Genomic DNA, 24,168 nt, shown 5'->3' with positions numbered 1-24,168 from the left:
AGGATGCCTTTACAGGGCATCCTCTTGATGTTCAGGAACAAATAGTTCCAGACAATGATATATATTTTCGAATTCCATCGGTGCATCTCCACCGTATTCACCATCTAAATTAATCATTAGTTTATCTGGTGAATGTACTTTAATTCGATTTGCTTGTGTGTATAGCACTTTTGGATTATTAATATGTTCACCACGCTGTGCTTGTGTTGCTGCTTTAATTAAGTCAGCGATAGAACCTTTTTTCAGCACTAATAAATCAAATAATCCATCATTAATTGATGCATATGGTGCTACTTTTTCAAAACCGCCTACTGAACGAGTATTCGTAATTAAAAACATCGTAATTTCTTCTTGTAGTAATTTTCCATCATACTCAATTTCAACATATGTTGGATGTAATGACGGTAGCATTTCAATACCTTTTAAATAATAAGCAAGTTGTCCTAATACTGTCTTTAGCTTGCTCGGTACTTCATATGTTAATTCTGTAATACGGCCGCCACCAGCTATGTTAATAAAATATGTATCATTCGCTCTGCCTAGATCTAACGGAACTGTTTTCCCTTCACAAATAATATCCGCAGCCTCTTCAATAGCACGAGGTACACCGATTGCACGCGCAAAATCATTTGTCGTTCCAACTGGAATAATTCCAAACTTTGGACGATGTTCATGTCCTACTAAACCGTTCACCACTTCATTTAATGTACCATCACCACCAGCTGCGATAACAACATCAAACTTACGATCCGCAGCTTGCCTCGCTGCCACAGTCGCATCTCCAGGACCCGTTGTCGCATGACAAGATGCTTCATATCCAGCTTGTTCTAATTTTTGTAATACTTCTGGTAAGCTCTTCTTAAATAGCTCACGCCCAGAAGTAGGATTATAAATAATTCTTGCTCGCTTCATCATTTATTAGCACAGGAAATTTCTTTATGTATCGAAAAAGAACATACCGAACTTCTATTCAGTATTCCCATGCCTACCTCCTCTCATCTTCCTATCCTTCTTTTATCCCGCTCAAACAGGCAGTAAGAACCCGATTCGTGTAGTCCATCAAAAGTAAATATTCATTTCAATGGTTTTGTTTTATTTGACAAAAAAATTTATGTTCATCTATTTTCCTCACAACAATTTACATATAACGAATAATAACTATCTATTATTTCATGAGATGAAAAAAAACCTCTATGTTTAGATTTATCATTATTCCCACCTTTTTGCAACTATCATACCATAGTTGCTATACAAACATTTTTCCACTTTTGACAGTTAATCAAACGTTTGTTTAAACGATTTTCTCTCATTTAAACAAACGTTTGATTAACCTAGAAAAACACCCATGTACGGGTGTTTTTCTGCTTAATCTTTAAAGGTTACTACTATTATCGCTTATTAATCTCTTCAAGTAAGATTTTGTTAACAAGCGGTGGATTTGCTTGTCCTTTTGTAGCTTTCATAATTTGACCAACTAAGAAGCCAATTGCACGGTCTTTACCATTTTTAAAGTCTTCGATAGATTGCTCATTATTATCAAGAATTTCTGTTACAACTTTACGAAGCGTACCCTCGTCAGAAATTTGAACAAGACCTTTCGCTTTAACGATTTCCTCTGGGTCTCCACCTTTTTCAATTAATTCGTTAAATACTTTCTTCGCGATTTTAGAAGAAATTGTACCTTTTTCAATTAATTGAACCATTTTAGATAAACCAGCAGGCGTTAATGCAACGTCTTTTAATTCTTTTTGTTGTTTGTTTAAGTATGCAAGCACTTCACCCATTAACCAGTTTGATGTTAATTTCGCATCAGCACCGTCTGCAACAGTTGCTTCGAAGAAATCAGACATCTCTTTCGTTAATGTTAATACGTGTGCGTCATAAGCTGGTAAGCCAATTTCTGCAACGTAGCGAGCTTTACGTGCATCTGGAAGTTCCGGAATAGAAGCACGAACTTCTTCTTTCCACGCATCATCGATGTAAAGTTCTACTAAGTCTGGCTCTGGGAAGTAACGGTAATCGTCAGATCCTTCTTTCACACGCATTAAGATTGTTTTCTTTGTTGCTTCATCGTAACGGCGTGTTTCTTGTTGGATGATACCACCAGATAATAATTCTTTTTCTTGGCGTACTTGCTCGTGCTCAAGACCTTTTTGTACGTAAGTGAATGAGTTTAAGTTTTTCAGTTCCGCTTTTGTACCGAACTTCTCTTGTCCAACAGGACGAAGGGAAATATTCGCATCACAACGTAGAGAACCTTCTTCCATCTTACAATCAGATACACCAGTGTATTGAATGATTGATTTTAACTTCTCTAAGTATGCATATGCTTCTTCTGGCGTACGCATATCTGGCTCAGATACGATCTCGATTAAAGGCATACCTTGACGGTTGTAGTCTACTAATGAACCATCAGCTGTATGCGTTGATTTACCAGCATCTTCTTCTAAATGAAGACGTGTAATACCGATACGTTTCTTTTTACCGTCTACTTCAATTTCAATCCAACCATTTTCACCAATTGGCTTATCGAATTGAGAAATTTGGTAAGCTTTCGGATTATCTGGGTAGAAATAGTTTTTACGGTCGAACTTCGTTTCCGTTGCGATTTCACAGTTTAATGCCATTGCAGCTTTCATTGCAAAGTTAACTGCTTCTTTATTTAAAGTAGGAAGTACCCCTGGGTATCCTAAGTCAATTACACTTGTTTGTGTATTTGGCTCCGCTCCGAATTCTGTTGGACTCGCAGAGAAAATTTTCGAATTTGTTTTTAACTCAACGTGAACCTCTAAACCAATAATTGTTTCTAAATTCATCTATGCTCGCCTCCTTACAGACTTGCTTTTTTTGTATGATAGTCTGTTGCTTGCTCAAATGCATGTGCAACGCGGTAAATTGTCGCTTCATCAAAGTGTTTACCAATGATTTGTAAACCAAGTGGCATATTGTTAGCACCGAATCCACATGGAACCGAAATCGCTGGAACACCCGCTAAGTTTACTGGAATTGTTAAAATGTCGTTTGCATACATTGTCATTGGATCATCAACTTTTTCGCCTACTTTAAATGCCGGAGTTGGCGTTGTTGGTCCAATAATAACATCGTAGTTAACAAATACATTTTCAAAGTCATTTTTAATTAATGTACGTACTTGTTGTGCTTTTTTGTAATATGCATCATAGTAACCAGAGCTAAGTGCAAATGTCCCAAGCATAATACGACGTTTTACTTCATCACCGAAACCTTCGCTACGTGTGTTTTTGTAAAGGTCTAATAAATTATTTACATTATCAGAACGAACACCGTAACGTACGCCATCGAAGCGTGAAAGGTTAGCAGATGCTTCAGAAGAAGATAGTAAGTAATACGTTGCTAGAGCGTATTTAGAGTGTGGAAGAGATACTTCTTCCCAAGTTGCGCCCATACCTTCTAATACTTTTAAAGCAGCTAGTACTGACTCACGAGCTTCCTCGCCAACACCTTCGCCTAAGTATTCTTTCGGTACAGCAATACGTAAACCTTTAACGTCGCCTGTTAAACCTGCTAAGTAGTTTCCTACTTCAACGTTTGCAGAAGTTGCATCCATGCGGTCAATACCTGAAATAGCTTGTAATAAGTATGCATTATCTTCTACTGTACGTGTAATCGGTCCGATTTGGTCAAGTGAAGACGCGAATGCTACTAATCCGTAACGAGATACGCGTCCGTAAGTTGGTTTTAAACCTACAACGCCGCAATATGCAGCTGGCTGACGGATAGAACCACCCGTATCAGAACCTAGAGAGAATAATACTTCTCCTGCTGCTACAGCTGCTGCAGAACCACCACTAGATCCACCAGGAACGTAGTCTAAGTTCCATGGGTTTTTCGTAGCGTAGAAACCTGAGTTTTCATTTGAAGAACCCATTGCAAACTCGTCCATGTTTAATTTACCGATTGTAATTGTGTCAGCAGCTTTTAGCTTTTGCACAACTGTCGCATCATAAATTGGATCGAAGTTTGCTAACATTTTACTCGCACAAGTAGTACGAAGACCGTTAGTCACAATGTTATCTTTCACACCAATTGGCATACCGAATAATAAACCATTATCTTCAGCGCCAATCTTAGCGTCTAATTCTTTCGCTTTCGCGCGTGCATTTTCTTCATCTAATGTAAGAAAAGCTTTTACGTTATCTTCAACATCCGCAATACGTTTGTAAGATTCTTCTACTAAATCCGTAACGGAAATTTCTTTGTTGTTTAACTTCTTATGTAACTCTGATACCGAATGATCAAATAATGACATCGAAATTCCCTCCTCTATTCTAATACTGCTGGAACACGGATTTGATTATCTTTGTGATCCGGTGCATTTTTTAATACTTCTTCTACTGGTAAACCTTTTTCTGGTACATCTTCACGCATAACATTTTTCATAGTTAATACATGAGTTGTTGGTTTTACATCTGTTGTATCTAATTCATTTAACTGTTCTGCAAATGTAACAATTGCATCTAGTTGTTTTTGAAATTTTTCTGCTTCTTGATCAGTAATTGCAAGACGTGCTAAATGTGCAACGTGCTTTACATTCTCAACGGAAATTCTTGACACGGCTAGGCCACCTCCATAATATATCGTTCAATCTACAATACTATTGATGATACCAAATTTTCAGTACTTCAAGCAAGTCAACACACGACACTTACAGCATTTTTACATAAAAAAAGAAAGGCAAACGCCTTTCTTTACAATTTACTCTTTATCTAACGGTTTATTTTTCGGAAATCTCTCGTTATCTTCTTCATTATCACGAATTGTTTTTTGTAATACAAAACAAGACATCGTTAAAAATAATGTTCCAATTAAATAGTATCCTTTTACACTAAGCGTTTCATCTAACGTATAAATCCCAATTAGCATACCTGAAAGCGCACAAACAAATGAAGTCCATGCTAAAAACGTGAACGCTTGCGTATTTCGTCTTCTCATCGTTCTCCCCCTCGTTAGCTGTACACCCATTATAGATAAGTATATTTATTATGATGGATTTTTATGTAAATTCTAGTTTTATATTTATAAATCTATCATAAAAGGATACTATTTTAATGTTAGTTTTCTGTCTAATCTGAAAAAACAATTAAAATCATTGACATTTATTTCAATTCTACATAAAATAAAAATAAATATTACGAACCTCGAAATATACGGGAGTGGAATTAATTGTTGCAATACGAACATTTTTTAGACTTACTGCTAGATAATGCCAAGAAACTTTTCTATCCCGAGGAATGGGTAAGCCTAGATTTAACACTTTCTAAAACTGAAGTATTTTGTTTACTTTGGATGGAGCGAAATACAGATATTACAATGACCAAAATCGCTGAACTTCTTGATATACCAATGAGTACAACGACAGGTGTGGTAAATCGCCTTGTAAAAAAGGGATATATTGAAAGGTACCGTGATGAAAACGACCGACGCATTGTATTGATTCGTTTAACAGAAAACGGCGTAATGCTCGTTCAAGAAGTAAAACAAAATGCAGCCCATTACTTTAACCTTGTGACGGAAGCATTATCAGAAGAAGAAAAAGCATTCTTACTACAAATCTTCCAAAAAATCATGAATCACATTGCTACGTCACAGCAAAAAACAGAAGAAAAGGTTTCTACACCTAAAATGAAAAACATTCCGATTGAATAAAACCCTTGTTGGGTTTTTATTCAATCATTTATTTCGACACTCGTAATATTCGATATTCGAAACAAAGGGGATATGAATGATGAGAATTATTTTGTATACAGGTAAAGGCGGCGTAGGAAAAACTAGCATTTCAGCAGCAACAGCACTTCAAAGTGCAAAACAAGGTTTAAAAACTTTAGTAATGAGTACAGATCCTGCTCATAGTCTAGGAGATTCATTTGGTATAAAGCTATCTTCTGAGCCGTTAGAAATCCGCGAAAATTTATGGGCACAAGAAATTAATACGATTTATGAAATGGAAAAGGGCTGGGGAAAATTACAGAAATATATTACACTTCTCTTCACTTCCAAAGCAGCTGATGATATTACAACAGAAGAATTAACGATGTTTCCTGGTATGGAAGATTTAATTAGCTTACTTCGCGTACTCGATTATTATAAACAAAACACATATGATGTTATTATCATTGATTGTGCTCCAACAGGAGAAACATTAGCAATGCTCAGTTTTCCAGACATGCTCGGCTGGTGGATGGAAAAACTCTTTCCTATTAAAAGAAAAGTTTTAAAAGTTGTTCGCCCTGTAGCCCAACCACTTCTTGGTGTCCCCCTTCCAACCGATGATATTATGGACGAATTAACAAATACACTTGAACAGCTCGGAGAAATGAGAGATATTTTATCAAACCGAGAAGTAACAAGTATCCGCATCGTTGTAAATCCTGAAAAAATGGTCATTAAAGAAGCACAGCGCAGCTTTACGTATTTAAATTTATACGATTATAACGTAGATGCCATTATGATTAACCGCGTCATCCCTAACACTGTCACCGATCCTTATTTTCAAGCATGGAAAGATACGCAAAAGAAATATAAAACATTAATTCAAGATAGTTTTAATCCACTTCCTATTTACGAAGCTCCAATGTTTGAACAAGAAGTTGTCGGTTTGTCTATGTTAGAGCGTGTAGGAGATGCTCTATTTAAAACTGATCATTGTCCTACTGAAGTGAAATTTAACGGCCGCACACAATATGTAAAAAAAGATGGCGATGAGTATATTTTCGTTCTGTCTATTCCCTTCTCAAACAAAAGTGAGTTAGCATTAAATCAAAAAGGTGATGAACTTATTATTCGAGCTGGTTCTGTGAAACGAAATATCACATTGCCCAAAACATTAACCCACCTTTCTATTCAAGGAGCAAAATTCGAAGCTGATGTACTAAACATTCGATTTGGAGGTGTAGTGCATGCGTGAGGAGCTACTAAGGAAGGTAATTCGTACAAAAATAAAAGTCGGTATGCATATATTAGAAGAGTTACCCGCCCCAATCCAACAATCAGCTAAGCAAATGCTAAATATTTTACAAGAGGAGCTAGCTGCTTATCCGCAAGAACAAGAGCATCATGAAGATAATTTAAAAAGTATTATAATTGAATGAACATCTCTGGATAGAGGGCCTTTCTAGGCTTTCTATCTCCATATTGGAGTGATGTAAGTTGTCGAAAGAAAATCCCACTATTATGCTTTGGATTATTCCCTTATTATTTTTCATTCATAACCTTGAAGAATCTTTCCAAATGCCTCAATATCTTGCTAATCAATTTTTAATTCATTTTATAACAATCCAACAATTTTTAATTGCCATTTCCGCATTAACAATCTTTGTCCTACTTATCGTCTTTCTATATCAACTAAACTTCTTGCCTTCTATATACTGGATTATTTTTATACAAGGGGCCATTTTCTTCAACTCTGTTCAACATATTATTTTGTTTTTCATTTTCCGTTCCTATAACCCTGGCGTAATATCCGCAGCTTTCATTGTCATTTTTTCTATTTTCCTTTTTTCATCTCAAAAACACTTAATTCATAAAAAGAAATTCGTAATTACACTCGCTTTCAGCTTATTTTCTTATCCTGTTATAATTTGGATTACCTTACTATTCGCTAGCTACTTTCATTCATAAAAAAAGACCAGGAAAACTCCTGGTCCATTACTCTACTTAACAAACATTGGATTCTACGTTATACAAAATTGGAAGGTACAGAATTAGGGTTTGTTTGTTAAGTAGATTATATGTTGAACGAACTAACAGCGGAGGGGTTCCTTCTGTTAGTCCATTAAACCCAATCATTATTTTACGATTTTTTCAAGCTCTTCAAGTGAAAGATCTACTGAAATGGAACCATCATTTGTTTCTTTCTTAATTGCATCTGTTACTTCTTTTGAATGATATAGTTCAATTACTTTTTTCAGTGTTGGATCATCTTTATCTTTCGTACGAGCTGCGAAAATATTAATATATGGCTTCGCATTTTCATTCTTTGGATCTTCTAAGAAAATTGGATCCTTCGCCGGATCTAATCCTGCTTGACCAGCAACACCGTTATTAATAACTGAAGCTGCTACATCTTTTAGTACACGAGGTGTTTGCTGTGCAATAACCGGTGTAATTTTTAACTTCTTCGGATTTTCAGCAATGCCGCTTGGATCTCCAAATAAGCCAAAGTCTTTCTTAAGCTTTAATAAACCTGCTGCATCAAGAAGTTTTAATGCACGTGCTTGGTTCGTTGGATCATTTGGAATTGCAATTTCTGAACCATCTGGAATTTCATTTGCTTTCTTATGTTTTTCAGAGTATAAGCCCATTGGTGCAATTTGCGTTGTACCAACAGCTGTAATATCTAACTTATGCTCTTTTTTAAATTGCTCTAAGAAAGCAACGTGCTGGAATGAGTTTAGTTCAATATCTCCATCAGCTAACGCTTTATTTGGCGTTGTGTAATCGGAGAACTCGACCAGTTTAATTTTAATTCCTTCTTTTTCAGCTTTTTTCTTTAAAATTTCCCAAGCGTCTCCATCCGTTCCAGTTACACCGACGCGAACTACTTTTTCTTTCGCTCCTGCCCCGGTGTCTGCACTTGAGCAGCCACTTAATGCTGAAACCCCTACAATCGCTGATAATGCAAATGCTAAAATTTTCTTCATTTTCTTTTCCTCTCTTCCTTTTTATGATCTGCGTAACAAGACTTTCGCAAAGTAGTTTCCTAAATTTTGAGCTATCTGTACGAGAATAATAAGTAAAACAACCGTTACGAACATAACTGATGTATCAAAACGTTGATAACCATATGTCATTGCTAAGTCGCCAAGACCGCCACCACCGACAAGCCCAGCAACTGCAGAAAATTCAATTAAACCAACCGTCATAAACGTGACACCTAAGATTAATGGTGCTAATGCTTCTGGCACGAGAATTTCAAAAACAATTCTAAGTGGTGAAGCACCCATCGCTTGCGCTGCTTCAATTACTCCTTTCGGAACTGAAACAAGGTTTGTTTCAACCATTCTAGCAATACCAATTGATGCGACTAACGTCATCGGGAAAATTGCTGCCGCTGTTCCAATTGTCGTTCCAATAACGCTTCTTGTTAGCGGGCTTAAAGCTACTAAGAAGATGATGAATGGAACCGGACGAATTGTATTAATAATGATATTAAGAATAGAAAAGACCCATTTATTTTCTAAAAAGTTTCCTTTTCTCGTTACATATAAAAGTAAACCTAGAGGTATACCAAGAATTGTAGCAAATATAAGGGTTACGATTACCATTAAGAGGGTATCCCCTGTCGCATCTAATATGCGAGGCCAAAATATACTCCAATCAACTCGCATGAGCTTCTACCTCCTTCAGCTGCACTTGCAGTCTTAGATGTTGTAATGCTTTTTGGATTTCCTTCTGCTCACCTTGCAGCTCTACTAGTAGATTTCCAAATAGTACATTTTGAAGTTCAATAATATTTCCGTACAGTACATTTACATCGACGTTATAATTTTTTGCGATATATGATAGTACCGGCTGTCCTGTCTCCTCACCAGTAAAAGTTAAGCGGTAAATCTGTCCACCATTTTGAATCTTCGCTAGAACACTTTCCGGTAAATGATCGTTAATAACAGAACGTACAAAGTTTTGAGTCGTTTTTGTTTTTGGCTGTGTGAACACGTCAAACAATTTTCCTTCTTCAATTACTTTTCCTTTTTCCATTACAGCTACACGGTGACAAATTTCTTTCACAACATGCATTTCATGTGTAATAAGAAGAATTGTTAAATTGTACTCTCTATTTACCTTCTTTAATAAGTTCAAAATCTCTGTCGTTGTTTCTGGATCTAAAGCTGATGTTGCCTCATCACATATAAGAATATCTGGTGATGTTGCAAGTGCTCTAGCAATACCTACACGCTGCTTTTGTCCGCCTGATAGCTGCTCTGGGTAATTGTTTGCCTTATCTTCTAACCCTACAAACTTCAGCAGTTCATTTACTCTTTCTTTTATCTCATTCTTTGGTACTTTCGCTAACTTTAATGGATAAGCAATATTCCCAAAAACTGTTCTTGAATTAAATAAATTAAAGCTTTGAAAAATCATCCCGATTCTTTGTCTTAGCTTCCGTAATTCTTTCGTCGATAATGATGTAATATCTTTATTATCTATTGAAATCGTTCCTGCCGTTGGTCTCTCTAACATGTTTACTAGGCGTAATAACGTACTCTTTCCAGCTCCACTAAAACCGATAATGCCAAAAATTTCACCTTTCTCAACAGATAACGTTACATCCTCCACCGCATGAACAGATTGCCCACCCGATTCATATACTTTACTTACATTGTTAAAAGAAATCATTTTTTCCCCTCCTATTTGCTGCAAAAACTTGAAGTAGAGCTTTCGAGGTAAAATAAAAAGTGCTCTCCTTCTTATCAACCATAAAGATAAGAAGGAGAGCACTTATATGTACTCGGTCACATCTTCTCATCTTCCAAGCCTTTCATAGACTTGCTGGAGTTAGCACGGTATTAAAAAACCCGTTGCTGAGGTATCGTAGGGCCAGTCCCTCCACCTCTCTGGATAAGAATGTATCGATTTAATTGTCGTTTAATTAATTCTCATTATAGAACTCAGAATAATAAGAGTCAATACATTTTTTAGAAAAATATTAATTATTCCTTTATTAAAATTTTCAGATGAAATTTCATAATAAAATAGTAATCTTTAAAGTTATGTAAAATTCTCCTCCTGCATATTTTTTAAAAGGATAATCTTCTCTACTAATTGAATACCATTATTTGAATATGAAATCGGAGGAAGATAAATATATGAAAACAGCTCTTTTACTCGTTGATATTCAAAATGATTATTTTCCACATGGAAAGATGGAATTGCGTAATCCAGTAGAAGCAAGCGCATATGCCCGTCAGCTACTACAACTCTTTAGAAAGAAAAACAAACCTATTTTCCATATCCAACATGTAGCGATAAAAGATGATGCTACTTTTTTCCTGCCCAATACAGAAGGTGTGCATATTCATGAAAGCGTACGTCCACTTAGAGAAGAAACCGTTATACTCAAACATTATCCAAATAGTTTCCGCGAAACCGATCTTCTAGAACAATTACAACGTTTAGACATTGAGCACGTCGTCATATGCGGAATGATGACTCATATGTGTATTGATGCTACCGTAAGAGCTGCTTTTGATTTCGGCTTTCAATGTACTGTTATACATGATGCTTGTGCTACAAAAGATCTTTCTTTTAAGAATGCTACTATACCAGCCGTCTATATTCATAACACAATTTTGGCTAGTTTAAATGGAGTATATGCAAATGTAATGAGTGCAGACGAGTTTTTAGCTATAAAAAAACACTCTCTTCAGTGAGCAAAACCGAAAAGAGTGTTTCTTGTCAAACCATAGATTTTCTTTCAAATTGTATTATACAGGAAATTTTTAAAATGAATACTAAAAAATATGACTAATAAGTCAACTTTTCTCTTTGTTTTGTTTCTATTTACATGTTTATCCCGATATTAATAGGGTTTAGCTAGTTTCACTTACCAAATAGTAATATATGGTAAGTGTTTTTTAATTCAAATTAACTAATTTCTCCTATTATTTATCTGTTTGTTTCTTTTTCAAATACTCCGCACGCAATTTTTCAATTTGCTGCTTTTTATCAAATTTGGCAGGCGTCTGCTTTTCATGAAACTTTGCGACAGCTACCTGGCTTTTGTAATCTAATTGATATTTTCCCACTTTGTTCACCTACTTTTCTTTTCTTTAAAGAGAACCTATTCAACAAATATAAATATACCTTATTTTACTGAATTAAACCTTATTACTTTATTAGTTTTTCTACTGACATCTATCTTAATCCACATATAGAAAGTTTTTCAAAAAAAAAAGAGATCTTCGCAAACTGCGAAGATCTCTTTTACTATTTCTTATAAAGTTTCAGAAGTAGTTTTTGCTTGCATGTGAAGTGCTAAGTAGTCAGGGCCACCAGCTTTAGAGTCTGTACCAGACATGTTAAAGCCACCGAATGGTTGGTAACCTACGATTGCACCAGTACATCCACGGTTGAAGTATAAGTTACCTACGTGGAAGTCTTCACGTGCTTTTTCAATATGGTCACGGTTGTTAGTAACAACAGCACCTGTTAAACCGTATTCTGTATTGTTTGCAATTGCAAGTGCATGGTCAAAGTCTTTTGCTTTACAGAATGCTACTACTGGCCCAAAGATTTCTTCTTTCATTAAGCGAGCATCTTCTGCAACGTCAGCAACGATTGTTGGTTGGATGAACCAGCCTTTAGAATCGTCTCCTTCGCCACCAGCTAAGATTCTACCTTCTTCTTTACCAATTGCAACATAGCTCATTACTTTATCGAATGCAGCTTGGTCATTAACAGGCCCCATGTTTGTACCTAATACCGCCGGGTTAGCAACTGTTAATTCTTTCGTTAATTCAACAGCACGATTTAATACGTGATCGTATACATCTTCGTGGATTACTGCACGAGAACATGCAGAACATTTTTGTCCTGAGAATCCGAATGCTGATGCAACGATAGATTTAGCTGCTAATTCAAGATCTGCTTCTTTATCAACAACGATTGTATCTTTACCACCCATTTCAGCGATAACGCGTTTTAACCAAATTTGGCCTGGGTTTACTTTCGCTGCACGCTCATAAATACGGATACCTACATCGCGAGATCCAGTGAAGCTCACGAAACGTGTACGAGGGTGATCTACTAAGTAGTCACCAACTTCAGAACCGTTACCTGGAACGAAGTTTACTACGCCAGCTGGTAAACCAGCTTCTTCTAATACTTCCATAAATTTCGCTGCTACTACAGGAGTTGTACTAGCTGGTTTTAGTAATACTGTGTTACCAGAAACTAAAGCAGCTGTTGTCATACCTGCCATAATTGCGAATGGGAAATTCCAAGGAGAAATGATAACACCTACTCCTAATGGAATGTAAGAGAAACGATTATATTCAATTGGACGGCTTTCTACTGGAATACCGTCTTTTAATTTCAACATTTGACGACCATAATATTCCATAAAGTCGATTGCTTCTGCTGTATCAGCATCTGCCTCATTCCATGGTTTACCTGCTTCTTTTACAAGAATAGCAGAGAATTCATGTTTTCTGCGACGAACGATTGCTGCAGCACGGAATAAAATGTCTGCACGCATTTCTGGCTTTGATTTTCTCCAAGTTTGGAATGTTTCATCCACTACTTGCATTGCTTTTTCAGCTAACTCACGGCTTGCTTTTGAAACACGACCAACAAGTTCCTCTTTATTTGCAGGGTTTACAGAAACAATTTTGTCTTCTGTAGTGATTTTTTCTCCCCCAATAATTAATGGATAGTCTTGTCCAAGATAAGATTCTACTTTCTTTAAACCTTCTTCAAACGCTAATTTGTTAGCCTCCACTGAAAAATCTGTAAATGGCTCATGTTTGTATGCTACTACCATTATTTTTAGCCTCCCCTTAGAAAAACGTTTACATTTTACAACATTATTCTACACGATAATTTAGATTTATTCAAATATTCCTAGACTTATATTTTAAAAATTAATAAATTTTTAAAATATAATAAAAAAAAGAGATTCATACATGCGTATGAATCTACAAAATATGAGTATATTCCAAAACATTTTTTCCAATCAATAATATAGTAACTAATAAAAATAAAGTCCTTACATATCCAACACCTTTTTGAACTGCAAACTTCGATCCAAAATAAGCACCAAAAATCATCGATAATCCCATAATAATACCGTATTCAAAATGAATTACGTCTAAAAATAAAAAAGTAATTAACGATACGATATTACTAACAAAGTTCAAAAGTTTTCCAGATGCTGCTGCTTGAATAAAATCCAAACCAATTAATAAAAATGCAAAAATTAAAAAGGATCCTGTCCCTGGTCCAAAAAATCCATCGTAAAACCCTATCATTAAAATAACAAAGAAAAATATTAATGTTTTTCTTTTCGTCATCTTCTTATAGGTAGATACACTTCCCCAATCCTTTTTCGCAATAATATAAATAGCAATGAATACCAACATCACAAGCACTAACGGACGTAAAATATCCGGCGGAATAAACTTTACTACTAAAGCACCTGCGACTGCTCCTATAACAGTTAACGGGATTAACTTTCCTACAATTTTAAAATCGACCTTTCCCGATCGAATAAAATAAATTGCACTCGTAAACGTCCCCATCGTTGCAGCTAACTTATTCGTTGCAATTGCCGAAGCTGGTGGTAAACCAACAAACATAAGTGCCGGAAGCGAAATCAATCCTCCACCGCCAACAACTGAATCAATAAAAGCTGCTAAAAAGCCGAATGCAATTAATAAAATAATGACTTGAAAACTTAGTTCGTCCATACTCTTTACCCCTTACCCCTTTTTTATAACATTTTAAATTATAACAAAATTCTCCAAGAAAAAAAGCCGTTCCATAAAGGAACGACCCTCCTATTTAATCTAAAATTTTCACAAACGGTTCATCTTGCTTCGCTTCACGTATAATAATCGCTTCTGGGCGCTCTACAGATTTAATCGTTACTTGTACTTTCATATAATTCGGGAAATATTCCATAACAAGCCCGGCTACATATTGTGTAAAGCCAATTATTTCTGCTTTTCCATTAAACTGGACAGGAATATCAAGCTTTATTTCTCTTAATTCATCGTCTCTATACATACCAGTACCGATAACAGCTGTATAGTCACCTTGGAAATAATCACTTAGTTTTGCTTTAAAGTTTGATACCCTCGCCAAATCTTCACGTTTATTATCTGTTTTCGCTTGTTCAGATGGGAACAAATAATATTTCTCATTAATTTGTTTCCAATCCTCAACTGTTTCACTACCCTTTTCAACATTTGCATAAGAAACAAAATTACCTGGCACGAGCGAAGACTTTGGAGTTTGACGATAAATTGCAAATGTAATCGGAAGGTTTTTTGTTTCAGCGTCCCTTTGATGCATAACTTTCAAGATTTCTTGCGCCATTTTTTTCCCTTCAGCTAACATTTTTTCTTGCTCGATTTTAGCCTCACGTGGATAACCATGCTCTTCCTCGTAATAATGAACCGAATTCATCGCTAATCCAACTACAATGCCACTACGCTCATTTTTGTTCACATAATAATCATGCTCTAAAATATTTGAAATATATATTGGACTTTTGTTATTTTTCACTTCTAGTGATTCGGATCCTGCACCTAATGCGGGATTTAACCCTATATTCGGGAAGTTAACCGCATCTTTTTTTAATTTATCTTCTAGTTCCTTTTGTTCTGCATCTGTACGTTTTCTTTTAACAAGCATCTGTATATCCTGAGTATTTAGGGACTTTCCGCCTTTTAAAACATTATCTTTCGTACTAAATGATTCTTTCGCAATACGCATTAATCCTGTTTCAAATTCATCTATATCAAGACGATTATTTAATCCTTGTACAACTAAACCACGCGCATCTCCTGCTTCAAATGGAATAGTCGTCTTATAATATTCATCCGAAATAGAATACTTCGGAACGATTGCTTGCTCTTTTGTTTTCCCCGATTTCTCAACCACTTTGTCATCTTTGTCGGCACCTGCACTACACCCACTTACAAGTAGGCCAAGGCTTAATACCGCTAATGCTATTTTTTTCATGGTAAGTTTGCACCTCTTACTTATTTAGCTCTTGTAAGAACCTCTCTTCATTCCAAACCTCAACATTATGCTTCTCAGCTTGTGCTAATTTCGAACCTGCCGCTTCACCTGCAACAACTAAATCCGTACTTTTACTAACACTTCCTGTTACTTTTCCACCTAATGCCTCAATCTTCTTCTTCGCTTCACTACGTCCCATAACTTCTAACTTCCCTGTTAAAACGACAGTTTTTCCTGCGAAGTACGACTCAACATTTTGTAAATCAGCAATTTTTATACCTTTGTATGCCATGTTCACGCCATACTCTTTAAATTGTTGTAATAGCTCTAATACGTCTTCATTATCAAAATACGTCACGACAGATTGAGCCATTTTTTCACCAATCTCGTTAATTGCTTTTAATTCTTCTTCCGTCGCTTTCACAAGTGCATCCATCGTTTCAAAATGCTCTGCAAATGTACGTGCTGCTTTCGCTCCAACGTGGCGAATACCAAGACCGAATAATAATCGCTCTAATGAGTTTTCTTTAGAATTCTCAATTGCTTGTACTAAATTCGTTGCTGATTTTTCGCCGAATCGTTCTAGCTGCAATAATTGCTCTTTCGTCAACGAATATAAATCCGCAAATGTACGAATATAATCAGCATCAAAGAGTTGTGTAATGACACGTTCTCCAAGTCCATCAATATTCATTGCATTTCTTGAAACGAAATGGATTAGCCCTTCTCGAATTTGAGCTGGACAAGTTGGATTTATACAACGAAGTGCTACCTCTTCTTCTAAACGAACTAGTTCACTCTCACATGCTGGACAATGCGTTGGCATATGATATTCTTCTTCCTCACCAGTACGCTTATCAAAAATAACGTTCACAACTTCAGGAATAATATCTCCGGCCTTCTTCACAACAACGTAGTCACCAATTCGAATATCTTTTTCGCGAATTAAATCCTCGTTATGTAAAGAAGCACGACGAACGATAGTACCAGCCACTCGCACTGGCTCTAGCTCTGCAGTTGGTGTTACAACACCTGTACGGCCAACACTTAATTCAATACCTGTTAATCTTGTTACAACTTCTTCAGCTGGGAATTTATAAGCGATTGCCCATCTTGGACTCTTTGCTGTAGTTCCTAGACTTTCTTGAAGAGCAACATCATCTACTTTTATAACGATTCCATCAATCTCATAATCAAGATGCGGACGTTTTTCTTGCCATTCTTCTACATAAGCTATAACTTCTTCAATTGTTTCACATGTACGACGATTTGGATTTGTTTTGAATCCAAGTTCACCTAAGAAATCAAGCGATTCACTATGTGATGGAATTGTTTTTTCTTCTACATTCGCCAAACCGTACACAAACATAGATAAGTTACGCTTCGCTGCAATTTTCGGATCAAGTTGACGTATTGAACCTGCTGCTGCATTACGCGGATTCGCAAATACATCTTCTCCATTTTGCTCTTTTTCTTCATTTAGTTTAACAAATGAACGCTTCGGCATATAAGCTTCGCCTCGGGCTTCTAACGTTACTTCTTCATTTAAACGAAGTGGGATAGCTTTAATTGTTTTTAAATTTTGAGTAATATCTTCACCCGTTACACCATCACCACGTGTCGCCCCTTGAATGAAGCGTCCTTTTTCATAATGAAGTGAAACGGCAAGCCCGTCAATTTTTAATTCACATATATATCTTACATTCGCACCATCAATTCCTTGACGTACTCTTCTGTCGAAATCACGTAAATCTCCCTCGTTAAATGCATTTCCTAAACTTAACATTGGTGACTTATGTGTTACTTTTTCAAATATATCAAGAACAGTTCCCCCAACACGAACGGAGGGAGAATCTTCACTCATAAACTCTGGGTTCTCTGCTTCTAATTTTATAAGCTCCTGCATATTACGGTCATACTCCGCATCAGAAACAGAAGGATTGTCTAATACGTGATACTGATAGTTAAATGTATTTAACAAATCACGCAGTTCTTCTATACGTTTTTTTGCTATCTCTTTTGACATATCCTCATTCCTTTCCTATTGTTTCGTCACAGGTGCAAATTTTGCTAACAAACGTTTAACACCAATTGGGCTTGGGAACGCAATATCTAATTCTTTTGCATCACCTTCACCTTTTACACTTACAACTGTACCGACTCCCCATTTTTGGTGGGAAGCTTTATCGCCTACTGCCCAGCCGATTTGTTCGCCACCTGTTGTCTTAGCTGCAGGGCGCGCGAAAGCTGAACGAGAGCGTGTTGTTGTTGTGATTGTCGTTTTACCGCTACTTGCCGTTCTGCCTTTTGCACCAAACGAAGTTTCACGCTTCGGTGCTGTTTCATTTAATGATTCCACTAATTCTGCCGGGATTTCTGTAATAAATCGAGATGCGGCATTCATACTTGTTCTACCAAATAAAGTACGCATTTGTGCATTGGATAAATATAACTCTTCTTCTGCACGAGTAATACCTACATAAGCGAGACGACGCTCTTCTTGCATTTCATCTTCTTCCATTAGAGAACGCGTATGAGGGAATATTCCTTCCTCTAAACCTACAATAAAGACAACTGGGAATTCTAATCCTTTTGCTGAGTGCATCGTCATTAAAATAACTTCCTCACCAGCAGTTGGATCTTCATCTACACGATCAATGTCAGCAACAAGCGCTAAGTCTGTTAAGAATGCAACAAGACTCTTATCTTCGCTTTGAGATTCAAATGTTTGCGTAACAGATAAAAACTCATCTAAGTTCTCTAAACGACCTTCTGCTTCTAAAGTACGCTCGTTTTTCAACATATCGCGATAGCCTGTTTTTTCAATAACTTCCTCTACCAATTCTGTAACAGATAAATACTCTTGCATATTTACCCAGTTGTGTAATAAACCTGCGAATTCTTTTACTGCCTTTGTAATTTTTGCACTTACTCCAACATGCTCAATCTCATCGAATACAGCAGTTAATGAAATTCCATTTTGTACACCGTAATTAATAATTTTATCGATAGAAGTCGCACCAATTCCGCGCTTTGGCATGTTAATAATCCGTGCGAAACTAATCTCATCATCTGGATTCCCAATTAAACGTAAATACGCCAAAATATCTTTAATCTCTTTACGATCGTAGAACTTAGTACCGCCGACGATTTTGTAAGGAATATTAGATTTCAGGAAAATCTCCTCGACCATACGAGACTGAGCATTTGTACGATATAACACTGCAAAATCAGTATATTTTCGTTTTCCCATTTGAATATCATCACGAATTTTTTTCGCAACAAAATATGCTTCGTCTTTTTCCGTTGCAGCACGATAATACGAGATTTTGCTTCCAACTTGATTATCTGTCCATAATTTCTTTGGTTTACGATTCGTATTTTTTTCGATAACAGCATTCGCTGCATTTAAAATATTTTGTGACGAACGATAGTTTTGTTCTAACAGAATAACTTGCGCATTCTCATAGTCTTTTTCGAATGATAAAATGTTAGAAATGTCCGCACCACGCCAGCGGTAAATAGATTGATCTGAGTCACCTACAACGCATAAATTTTTAAAACGTGCCGCTAAATGTTTAACAAGAAGGTACTGTGCTTTGTTCGTATCTTGATACTCATCCACGTGAATATATTGGAACTTACGCTGATAAAACTCTAGTACTTCTGGAACACGTTCAAATAACTGAATCGTTGTCATAATTAAATCATCAAAGTCTAATGAATTATTTTTCAAAAGACGTTTTTGATATTCTGTATATACATCGCTCGTTAATTTTTCATATGGATCAGCGATTGTAATTTTTTTCGCATATTTATCTGCAGATAACAATTCATTTTTCGCATTACTAATCCCAGCTAAAATAGAGCGCGGCTCAAATTTCTTCGGATCAATATTGCGCTCTTTCATAATTTTTTTGACTACAGTTAACTGATCGCCTGAATCTAAGATTGTAAAGTTACGATTAATACCAATACGATCGATATCACGTCGTAAAATACGTACACACATAGAGTGGAACGTCGAAATCCAAATATCTTCTGCTTCTGGTCCGACAAGTGTATCAATACGCTCGCGCATTTCACGGGCTGCTTTATTTGTAAAGGTAATAGCTAGTACATTCCATGGTGCTACACCTTTTTCACCAAGTAAATACGCAATACGATGTGTTAACACACGTGTTTTACCACTACCTGCACCTGCCATTAATAGAAGTGGTCCATTTGTTGTTTGTACTGCTTTTTGTTGTTGCGGATTTAAACCATTTAATAACCTATCTGTTGTACTCATATACGCCTGCACCTACTCTCCTTTTACTGCTTTAACTGTTTTTAACGCTGCTTTTATATCATCATAAATAATATTTCCAACAACTACTGTATCAGCATACTGCGCCATTTCTTTCGCTTGCTCTGCATTAGAAATACCGCCGCCATAATACAACTTCGCTTGTTTTAATTCTGCTTTTACATTTTTAACAAGTTCAATGTCGCCATACGTACCGCTATATTCTAAGTAAAATATCGGTAAACGTAATAGCTTGTCTGCTAAACGTGCGTATGCAATCACATCATCCTCTGTTGCATCACATTTCGCATCTGTAAGCTGGGCTACTTTCGCTTCAGGATTTAAAACACAATATCCTTCCATGAAAATTTCGTCCCAGTCCATAATATCCCCAAATTCTTTCAAAGCCTCATGATGAACACCTGTTACCCATTCCACCTTTCGGCTATTTAAAACGCTTGGGATATAATAAAAATCAAATCCTGGTGTAATTGCTTCCACATCAGAAACCTCTAATACACAAGGAACTGCATATCTACGAATGCTAACTAGCATGTGTAGTACATTATCAATTGTCACTCCATCACTTCCGCCTACAATAACAGCATCTGTTCCAGACTCACAAATCATCTCTAAATGTTCATCACTTAACTCCTTATTTGGATCAAGCTTAAATACATGTTTCCACCCGGAAATATCGTACATGAAAACACCCTTTCTTTTCTCGAGTTATATATTTCTGTTCAAAATAACAGTTTATTTTCATCATTATTGTTTTAACTTCATCTTAAATATTTGTTTAAAACGGAGAATTAAGTTTGGAATTACCTCTTCCATATTTTTTAAACGAGAGGATTTAATTTTGAAGTTCCTTTTATGCATTCTTTCATTATAACAAAAAAAGCTACTTACACACACGCACATTCCAACATCTTTTTCCACGTCAAATGTTGGATTACATATCCCAAAAATCAAACGGGATACTAATAAAAGAAATAGTATTATCTATTTCAACTTTCATAAAAAGGAGTGTTTTTCTAATGAAGCAAAATATCGGTACAATAAATGCCCTAATTCGAATTACACTCGGACTTGTCCTCTTCGGTTGTAGTGCAACTAAACTCGTACGCAAACCTTGGTGCACTTGGTCTAACGTGTTGCTATGGATTGGTGCAATGAAAATTGCAGAGGGAATTGTTCGTTTCTGCCCTGTTGTTGAAATGTGGAAATTCGGAAAATACATGAATATGGGGGCATTTAAAATGCCTAGCATGAATTTCGCTGAAAAGGGACATACTAAAGAAGAAGTGAACCAAACTTCCAATCACGACAAACCAAAGTCAAATGGAAGTTATGACACTTCTGACAAAGAGATTGAGTCAGCGATTGAAGATATAATCCTGGCAAAACCGCTTTGAATCATTTGTCACGACGCAAGATGCTCTCAAAGGGACTTAGCTGCTGCAGTGGGCGGTTAAGTCTTCTTTATTTTACCATAAAACAGAACGTACATTCTGTTTTAGACCTCAAAATATACATAAGAGATACCTAATCATTAATTTCAGAAAATTAGGTGTAAATCCCTTGCGTAATATGATATAAAAGTGATATCATTTTTATATCAGGAGGCGATCATATGAAAGAAAAACAAGTTTTTTATGTAAATGGTTTTCTCGGTATTATCGGGATTTTAATTTTAGCCGCTATCGGTGTATTTTTCCTTGTACAAGAAATTTTCATAGGAGCGGCATTATCTATTATTTTAGCCGCAGTTCTTGCTACAGGTATTGGTATTGTTCAACCAAACCAAGCAAAAGTCATTACGTTTTTCGGTAATTATTTAGGAACAATTCGTCAAAACGGTTTATTTTTAACAATTCCATTCGCATTCCGTCAAACTGTATCGTTACGTGTTGAAAACTTTAATAGTAAGAAGTTAAAAGTAAACGATGTTGAGGGAAATCCAATTGAAATTGCAGCCGTTATCGTATATAAAGTTGTTGATTCTGCAAAAGCAATGTTCGGTGTTGAACATTACGATCGATTTGTAGAAATTCAAAGTGAAACAGCAATCCGCCACGTCGCAACAAAATATCCTTATGACAATTTCCAAGATGAAACTTGCATCACGTTACGTGGAAATACGGAAGAAATCTCTGAAGAATTAAAACGTGAGTTAGAAGCACGCCTTGAAATCGCTGGCGTAGAAGTATTAGAAACTCGTTTAACACATTTAGCTTACGCAACAGAAATTGCCCATGCAATGCTCCAACGTCAACAAGCAAAAGCAGTATTAGCTGCTAGAAAAGAGATTGTTGAAGGTGCTGTGAAGATGGCAAAAGATTCAATCCATATGTTAGATGAGGAAGGCGTACTTGAATTAGATGACGAGCGTAAAGCAAATATGGTGAACAATTTATTAGTTGCCATCGTTTCAGATAAAGGTGCGCAACCAGTTATTAATACAGGAAGCCTATACTAAAAGGTTGTAAATCATTATGGCTAAAAAGAAAAGCTTTCCATTACGTATTGATCCTGAATTACACGCAGTCATCGAAAAATGGGCGAATGATGAGTTTCGTAGCGTCAATGCACACATCGAATATTTGCTTCGAGAAATGGCAAAGCAAAAAGGAAAATTGAAAAAAGATAAAGATGCATAAAAAATCCCGCTGAGAAATCAGCGGGATTTTACATATTAACTTTTCGTCATCTCATGTCCAATTGCACGATATCCTATATCACTTCGGTAAAATAGACCATCACTCTCAATTTTGCCGATTTCTTTATACACCTTATCTTTTGCTTCTTGTAAAGTATTTGCCTTACAAGCAACAAATAGTACACGGCCACCGTTTGTTACAAAGTCACCATGCTTCATCGCTGTGCCTGAATGGAAAACAATCACATCTTGCAATGCGTCTAATTTATTAATCATGTCACCTTTTTTATATGCTTCTGGATATCCTTTCGAAGCAAGTACAACACCAATTACGGCTTCCTCTGACCATTGTAATGTTAACTCACTTTCATCTAATACAGCGTTACATACATCAACTAAATCATTTTCTAAGCGAGGTAATACTACTTCTGTTTCAGGATCACCAAAGCGGGCATTAAATTCAATTACCTTTGGGCCATCCTTTGTTAAAATGAGTCCCGCATATAAAATTCCTGTAAACGAACGGTTTTCTGCAATCATCGCTTTAGCAGTTGGATGTAATACCGTTTTTATCGCCTCTTGAACTGCTGATTCTGGTATTTGTGGTACCGGAGAATACGCCCCCATTCCGCCTGTATTCGGACCTTTATCACCATCAAAAGCTCGTTTATGATCTTGCGCAATTACCATCGGATGCACAGTTGTTCCATTCACAAATGCCATTAATGAAAATTCTTGTCCATCTAAAAACTCTTCAATAACGACCTTCTTACTTGCTTCACCGAATTTTACATCTTGTAGCATTTCTTTCACAGCCTGTAATGCTTCTTCAAGCGTCATCGCTACCGTTACACCTTTACCAGCCGCTAAGCCGTCTGCCTTAATAACAATTGGTGCACCAACTTTTTCAATGTACTGTACTGCTTCTTCATAGTCTGTAAAAGTTTCGTACGCCGCAGTTGGAATATTATATTTTTTCATCAATTCTTTAGTAAAAGCTTTACTACCTTCAATAACAGCCGCCGCTTTATTCGGACCAAATACACGAAGTCCCTCTTCTTTAAAATGATCAACAATTCCATTCATAAGCGGAATTTCTGGCCCCACGAAAGTTAACTCAACATTATTCTCTTTTGCAAATAAGACCAATGCTTCAAAATCATTTTCATCAATATCAACAGGTGTTGCAACATCTCGCATCCCTTCATTACCTGGTGCTACATACACTTTTTCTACCTTTTCAGACTGTGCAAATTTCCAAGCTAAAGCATGCTCACGCCCACCGCGGCCGATTACTAAAACATTCATATTTCATCCCCCAATATTTAAATAAGTACAAACTAGAAGCTATGCTCCTAGTTTGCTTTTCTATCAATGTAAGTTTAAAAAGGAGGATCAAGAGAACCGAGCAGGTCGAGGCGCATTTGACAGGAGGACACGGAGTGTAGCTTTCCTACATGAGTACCGCACTGGCAATGCAACGACGACATGCGAC

General features: G+C 36.4%; 24 protein-coding genes and 1 riboswitch. Of the genes, 8 read left to right on the top strand and 16 right to left on the bottom strand.

The features are described from left to right. Positions 1 to 9: 9 nt before the first annotated feature. From DN390_RS19490 to DN390_RS19470, 5 genes are all read right to left on the bottom strand, one after another. Positions 10 to 915, bottom strand: a complete 906-nt coding sequence (locus tag DN390_RS19490) for a diacylglycerol kinase (RefSeq protein WP_000977668.1) — start codon at positions 913 to 915, stop codon at positions 10 to 12. Between the two features lie 473 nt (positions 916 to 1,388). After that, complete coding sequence (gatB, locus tag DN390_RS19485) at positions 1,389 to 2,816, bottom strand: Asp-tRNA(Asn)/Glu-tRNA(Gln) amidotransferase subunit GatB (protein ID WP_001047679.1); 1,428 nt, start codon at positions 2,814 to 2,816, stop codon at positions 1,389 to 1,391. A gap of 14 nt (positions 2,817 to 2,830) precedes the next feature. After that, complete coding sequence (gatA, locus tag DN390_RS19480; protein WP_147808146.1) at positions 2,831 to 4,288, bottom strand: Asp-tRNA(Asn)/Glu-tRNA(Gln) amidotransferase subunit GatA; 1,458 nt, start codon at positions 4,286 to 4,288, stop codon at positions 2,831 to 2,833. Between the two features lie 14 nt (positions 4,289 to 4,302). Then, positions 4,303 to 4,593: an Asp-tRNA(Asn)/Glu-tRNA(Gln) amidotransferase subunit GatC gene (gatC, locus tag DN390_RS19475; protein WP_000086999.1), complete on the bottom strand. Its 291-nt coding sequence runs from the start codon at positions 4,591 to 4,593 to the stop codon at positions 4,303 to 4,305. A gap of 141 nt (positions 4,594 to 4,734) precedes the next feature. Further along, positions 4,735 to 4,971, bottom strand: a complete 237-nt coding sequence (locus tag DN390_RS19470) for a YiaA/YiaB family inner membrane protein (protein WP_001254393.1) — start codon at positions 4,969 to 4,971, stop codon at positions 4,735 to 4,737. 231 nt (positions 4,972 to 5,202) lie between these two features. Here DN390_RS19470 and DN390_RS19465 point away from each other — a divergent pair, with 231 nt between their 5' ends. From DN390_RS19465 to DN390_RS19450, 4 genes are all read left to right on the top strand, one after another. Next, on the top strand, positions 5,203 to 5,685 hold the full coding sequence (locus tag DN390_RS19465) for a MarR family winged helix-turn-helix transcriptional regulator (protein WP_060629332.1): 483 nt from the start codon (positions 5,203 to 5,205) through the stop codon (positions 5,683 to 5,685). A 76-nt stretch (positions 5,686 to 5,761) separates the two neighbouring features. After that, positions 5,762 to 6,943, top strand: coding sequence for an ArsA family ATPase (locus tag DN390_RS19460; protein WP_098265292.1), 1,182 nt, complete (start codon positions 5,762 to 5,764; stop codon positions 6,941 to 6,943). Beyond that, entirely contained in the window at positions 6,936 to 7,127 is a 192-nt protein-coding gene (locus DN390_RS19455; protein ID WP_060629330.1) for a DUF3926 domain-containing protein, read from the top strand. Before DN390_RS19460 ends, DN390_RS19455 begins: the two co-directional genes overlap by 8 nt. 82 nt (positions 7,128 to 7,209) lie before the next feature. Beyond that, positions 7,210 to 7,656, top strand: a complete 447-nt coding sequence (locus DN390_RS19450) for an HXXEE domain-containing protein (RefSeq protein ID WP_179955765.1) — start codon at positions 7,210 to 7,212, stop codon at positions 7,654 to 7,656. Between the two features lie 167 nt (positions 7,657 to 7,823). On the opposite strand, the gene DN390_RS19445 is transcribed toward DN390_RS19450, so the two are convergent. The 3 genes from DN390_RS19445 to DN390_RS19435 are packed head-to-tail and all read right to left on the bottom strand — an operon-like array spanning position 7,824 to position 10,374. Next, positions 7,824 to 8,678 carry a MetQ/NlpA family ABC transporter substrate-binding protein gene (locus DN390_RS19445; RefSeq protein WP_147808144.1) on the bottom strand — a complete coding sequence of 285 codons (855 nt, stop codon included), beginning with the start codon at positions 8,676 to 8,678 and terminating at the stop codon, positions 7,824 to 7,826. 21 nt (positions 8,679 to 8,699) lie between these two features. After that, positions 8,700 to 9,365 (bottom strand): methionine ABC transporter permease, encoded by a 666-nt coding sequence (locus tag DN390_RS19440; protein WP_060629327.1) that lies wholly within the window; start codon positions 9,363 to 9,365, stop codon positions 8,700 to 8,702. Continuing rightward, on the bottom strand, positions 9,355 to 10,374 hold the full coding sequence (locus DN390_RS19435) for a methionine ABC transporter ATP-binding protein (protein WP_147808143.1): 1,020 nt from the start codon (positions 10,372 to 10,374) through the stop codon (positions 9,355 to 9,357). The genes DN390_RS19440 and DN390_RS19435 overlap by 11 nt, the downstream gene beginning before the upstream one ends. Before the next feature lie 123 nt (positions 10,375 to 10,497). After that, positions 10,498 to 10,603, bottom strand: a riboswitch (SAM riboswitch). A 241-nt stretch (positions 10,604 to 10,844) separates the two neighbouring features. Here DN390_RS19435 and DN390_RS19425 point away from each other — a divergent pair. Next, positions 10,845 to 11,408, top strand: coding sequence for a cysteine hydrolase family protein (locus tag DN390_RS19425; RefSeq protein ID WP_097949803.1), 564 nt, complete (start codon positions 10,845 to 10,847; stop codon positions 11,406 to 11,408). Between the two features lie 231 nt (positions 11,409 to 11,639). On the opposite strand, the gene DN390_RS30710 is transcribed toward DN390_RS19425, so the two are convergent. The 7 genes from DN390_RS30710 to pcrB all read right to left on the bottom strand — a co-directional run bounded on the left by DN390_RS30710 (position 11,640) and on the right by pcrB (position 20,716). Next, positions 11,640 to 11,783 (bottom strand): hypothetical protein, encoded by a 144-nt coding sequence (locus tag DN390_RS30710; protein WP_060629324.1) that lies wholly within the window; start codon positions 11,781 to 11,783, stop codon positions 11,640 to 11,642. 188 nt (positions 11,784 to 11,971) lie between these two features. Then, positions 11,972 to 13,519 (bottom strand): L-glutamate gamma-semialdehyde dehydrogenase, encoded by a 1,548-nt coding sequence (gene pruA / locus DN390_RS19420; protein ID WP_147808142.1) that lies wholly within the window; start codon positions 13,517 to 13,519, stop codon positions 11,972 to 11,974. A 154-nt stretch (positions 13,520 to 13,673) separates the two neighbouring features. After that, positions 13,674 to 14,444 (bottom strand): TSUP family transporter, encoded by a 771-nt coding sequence (locus DN390_RS19415; protein WP_060629322.1) that lies wholly within the window; start codon positions 14,442 to 14,444, stop codon positions 13,674 to 13,676. A gap of 94 nt (positions 14,445 to 14,538) precedes the next feature. After that, a complete protein-coding gene (locus tag DN390_RS19410) occupies positions 14,539 to 15,723 on the bottom strand; it encodes a CamS family sex pheromone protein (RefSeq protein ID WP_147808141.1) in 1,185 nt (394 codons plus the stop codon). 16 nt (positions 15,724 to 15,739) lie between these two features. Further along, positions 15,740 to 17,749, bottom strand: coding sequence for an NAD-dependent DNA ligase LigA (gene ligA, locus DN390_RS19405; RefSeq protein ID WP_147808140.1), 2,010 nt, complete (start codon positions 17,747 to 17,749; stop codon positions 15,740 to 15,742). Between the two features lie 15 nt (positions 17,750 to 17,764). After that, positions 17,765 to 20,014: a DNA helicase PcrA gene (gene pcrA / locus DN390_RS19400; protein ID WP_141559459.1), complete on the bottom strand. Its 2,250-nt coding sequence runs from the start codon at positions 20,012 to 20,014 to the stop codon at positions 17,765 to 17,767. A gap of 12 nt (positions 20,015 to 20,026) precedes the next feature. Further along, a complete protein-coding gene (gene pcrB / locus DN390_RS19395; protein WP_097949808.1) occupies positions 20,027 to 20,716 on the bottom strand; it encodes a heptaprenylglyceryl phosphate synthase in 690 nt (229 codons plus the stop codon). A gap of 335 nt (positions 20,717 to 21,051) precedes the next feature. Between pcrB and DN390_RS19385 the strand changes: the two genes are divergently transcribed. From DN390_RS19385 to DN390_RS19375, 3 genes are all read left to right on the top strand, one after another. Continuing rightward, a complete protein-coding gene (locus tag DN390_RS19385; protein WP_147808139.1) occupies positions 21,052 to 21,429 on the top strand; it encodes a YgaP family membrane protein in 378 nt (125 codons plus the stop codon). A 218-nt stretch (positions 21,430 to 21,647) separates the two neighbouring features. Further along, positions 21,648 to 22,493: an SPFH domain-containing protein gene (locus DN390_RS19380; RefSeq protein ID WP_097949809.1), complete on the top strand. Its 846-nt coding sequence runs from the start codon at positions 21,648 to 21,650 to the stop codon at positions 22,491 to 22,493. A 16-nt stretch (positions 22,494 to 22,509) separates the two neighbouring features. Continuing rightward, positions 22,510 to 22,674, top strand: a complete 165-nt coding sequence (locus DN390_RS19375; RefSeq protein WP_001085171.1) for a type II toxin-antitoxin system antitoxin — start codon at positions 22,510 to 22,512, stop codon at positions 22,672 to 22,674. A gap of 35 nt (positions 22,675 to 22,709) precedes the next feature. Here the strand turns inward: DN390_RS19375 and purD are convergent, their stop codons facing one another. Continuing rightward, entirely contained in the window at positions 22,710 to 23,981 is a 1,272-nt protein-coding gene (gene purD / locus DN390_RS19370) for a phosphoribosylamine--glycine ligase (protein ID WP_147808138.1), read from the bottom strand. Positions 23,982 to 24,168 lie beyond the last annotated feature (187 nt).

The sequence above is a fragment of the Bacillus sp. SH7-1 genome, assembly GCF_008042405.1.
GTDB lineage: Bacteria > Bacillota > Bacilli > Bacillales > Bacillaceae_G > Bacillus_A > Bacillus_A thuringiensis_N.
This window is presented reverse-complemented; position numbering and strand designations above follow the sequence as displayed.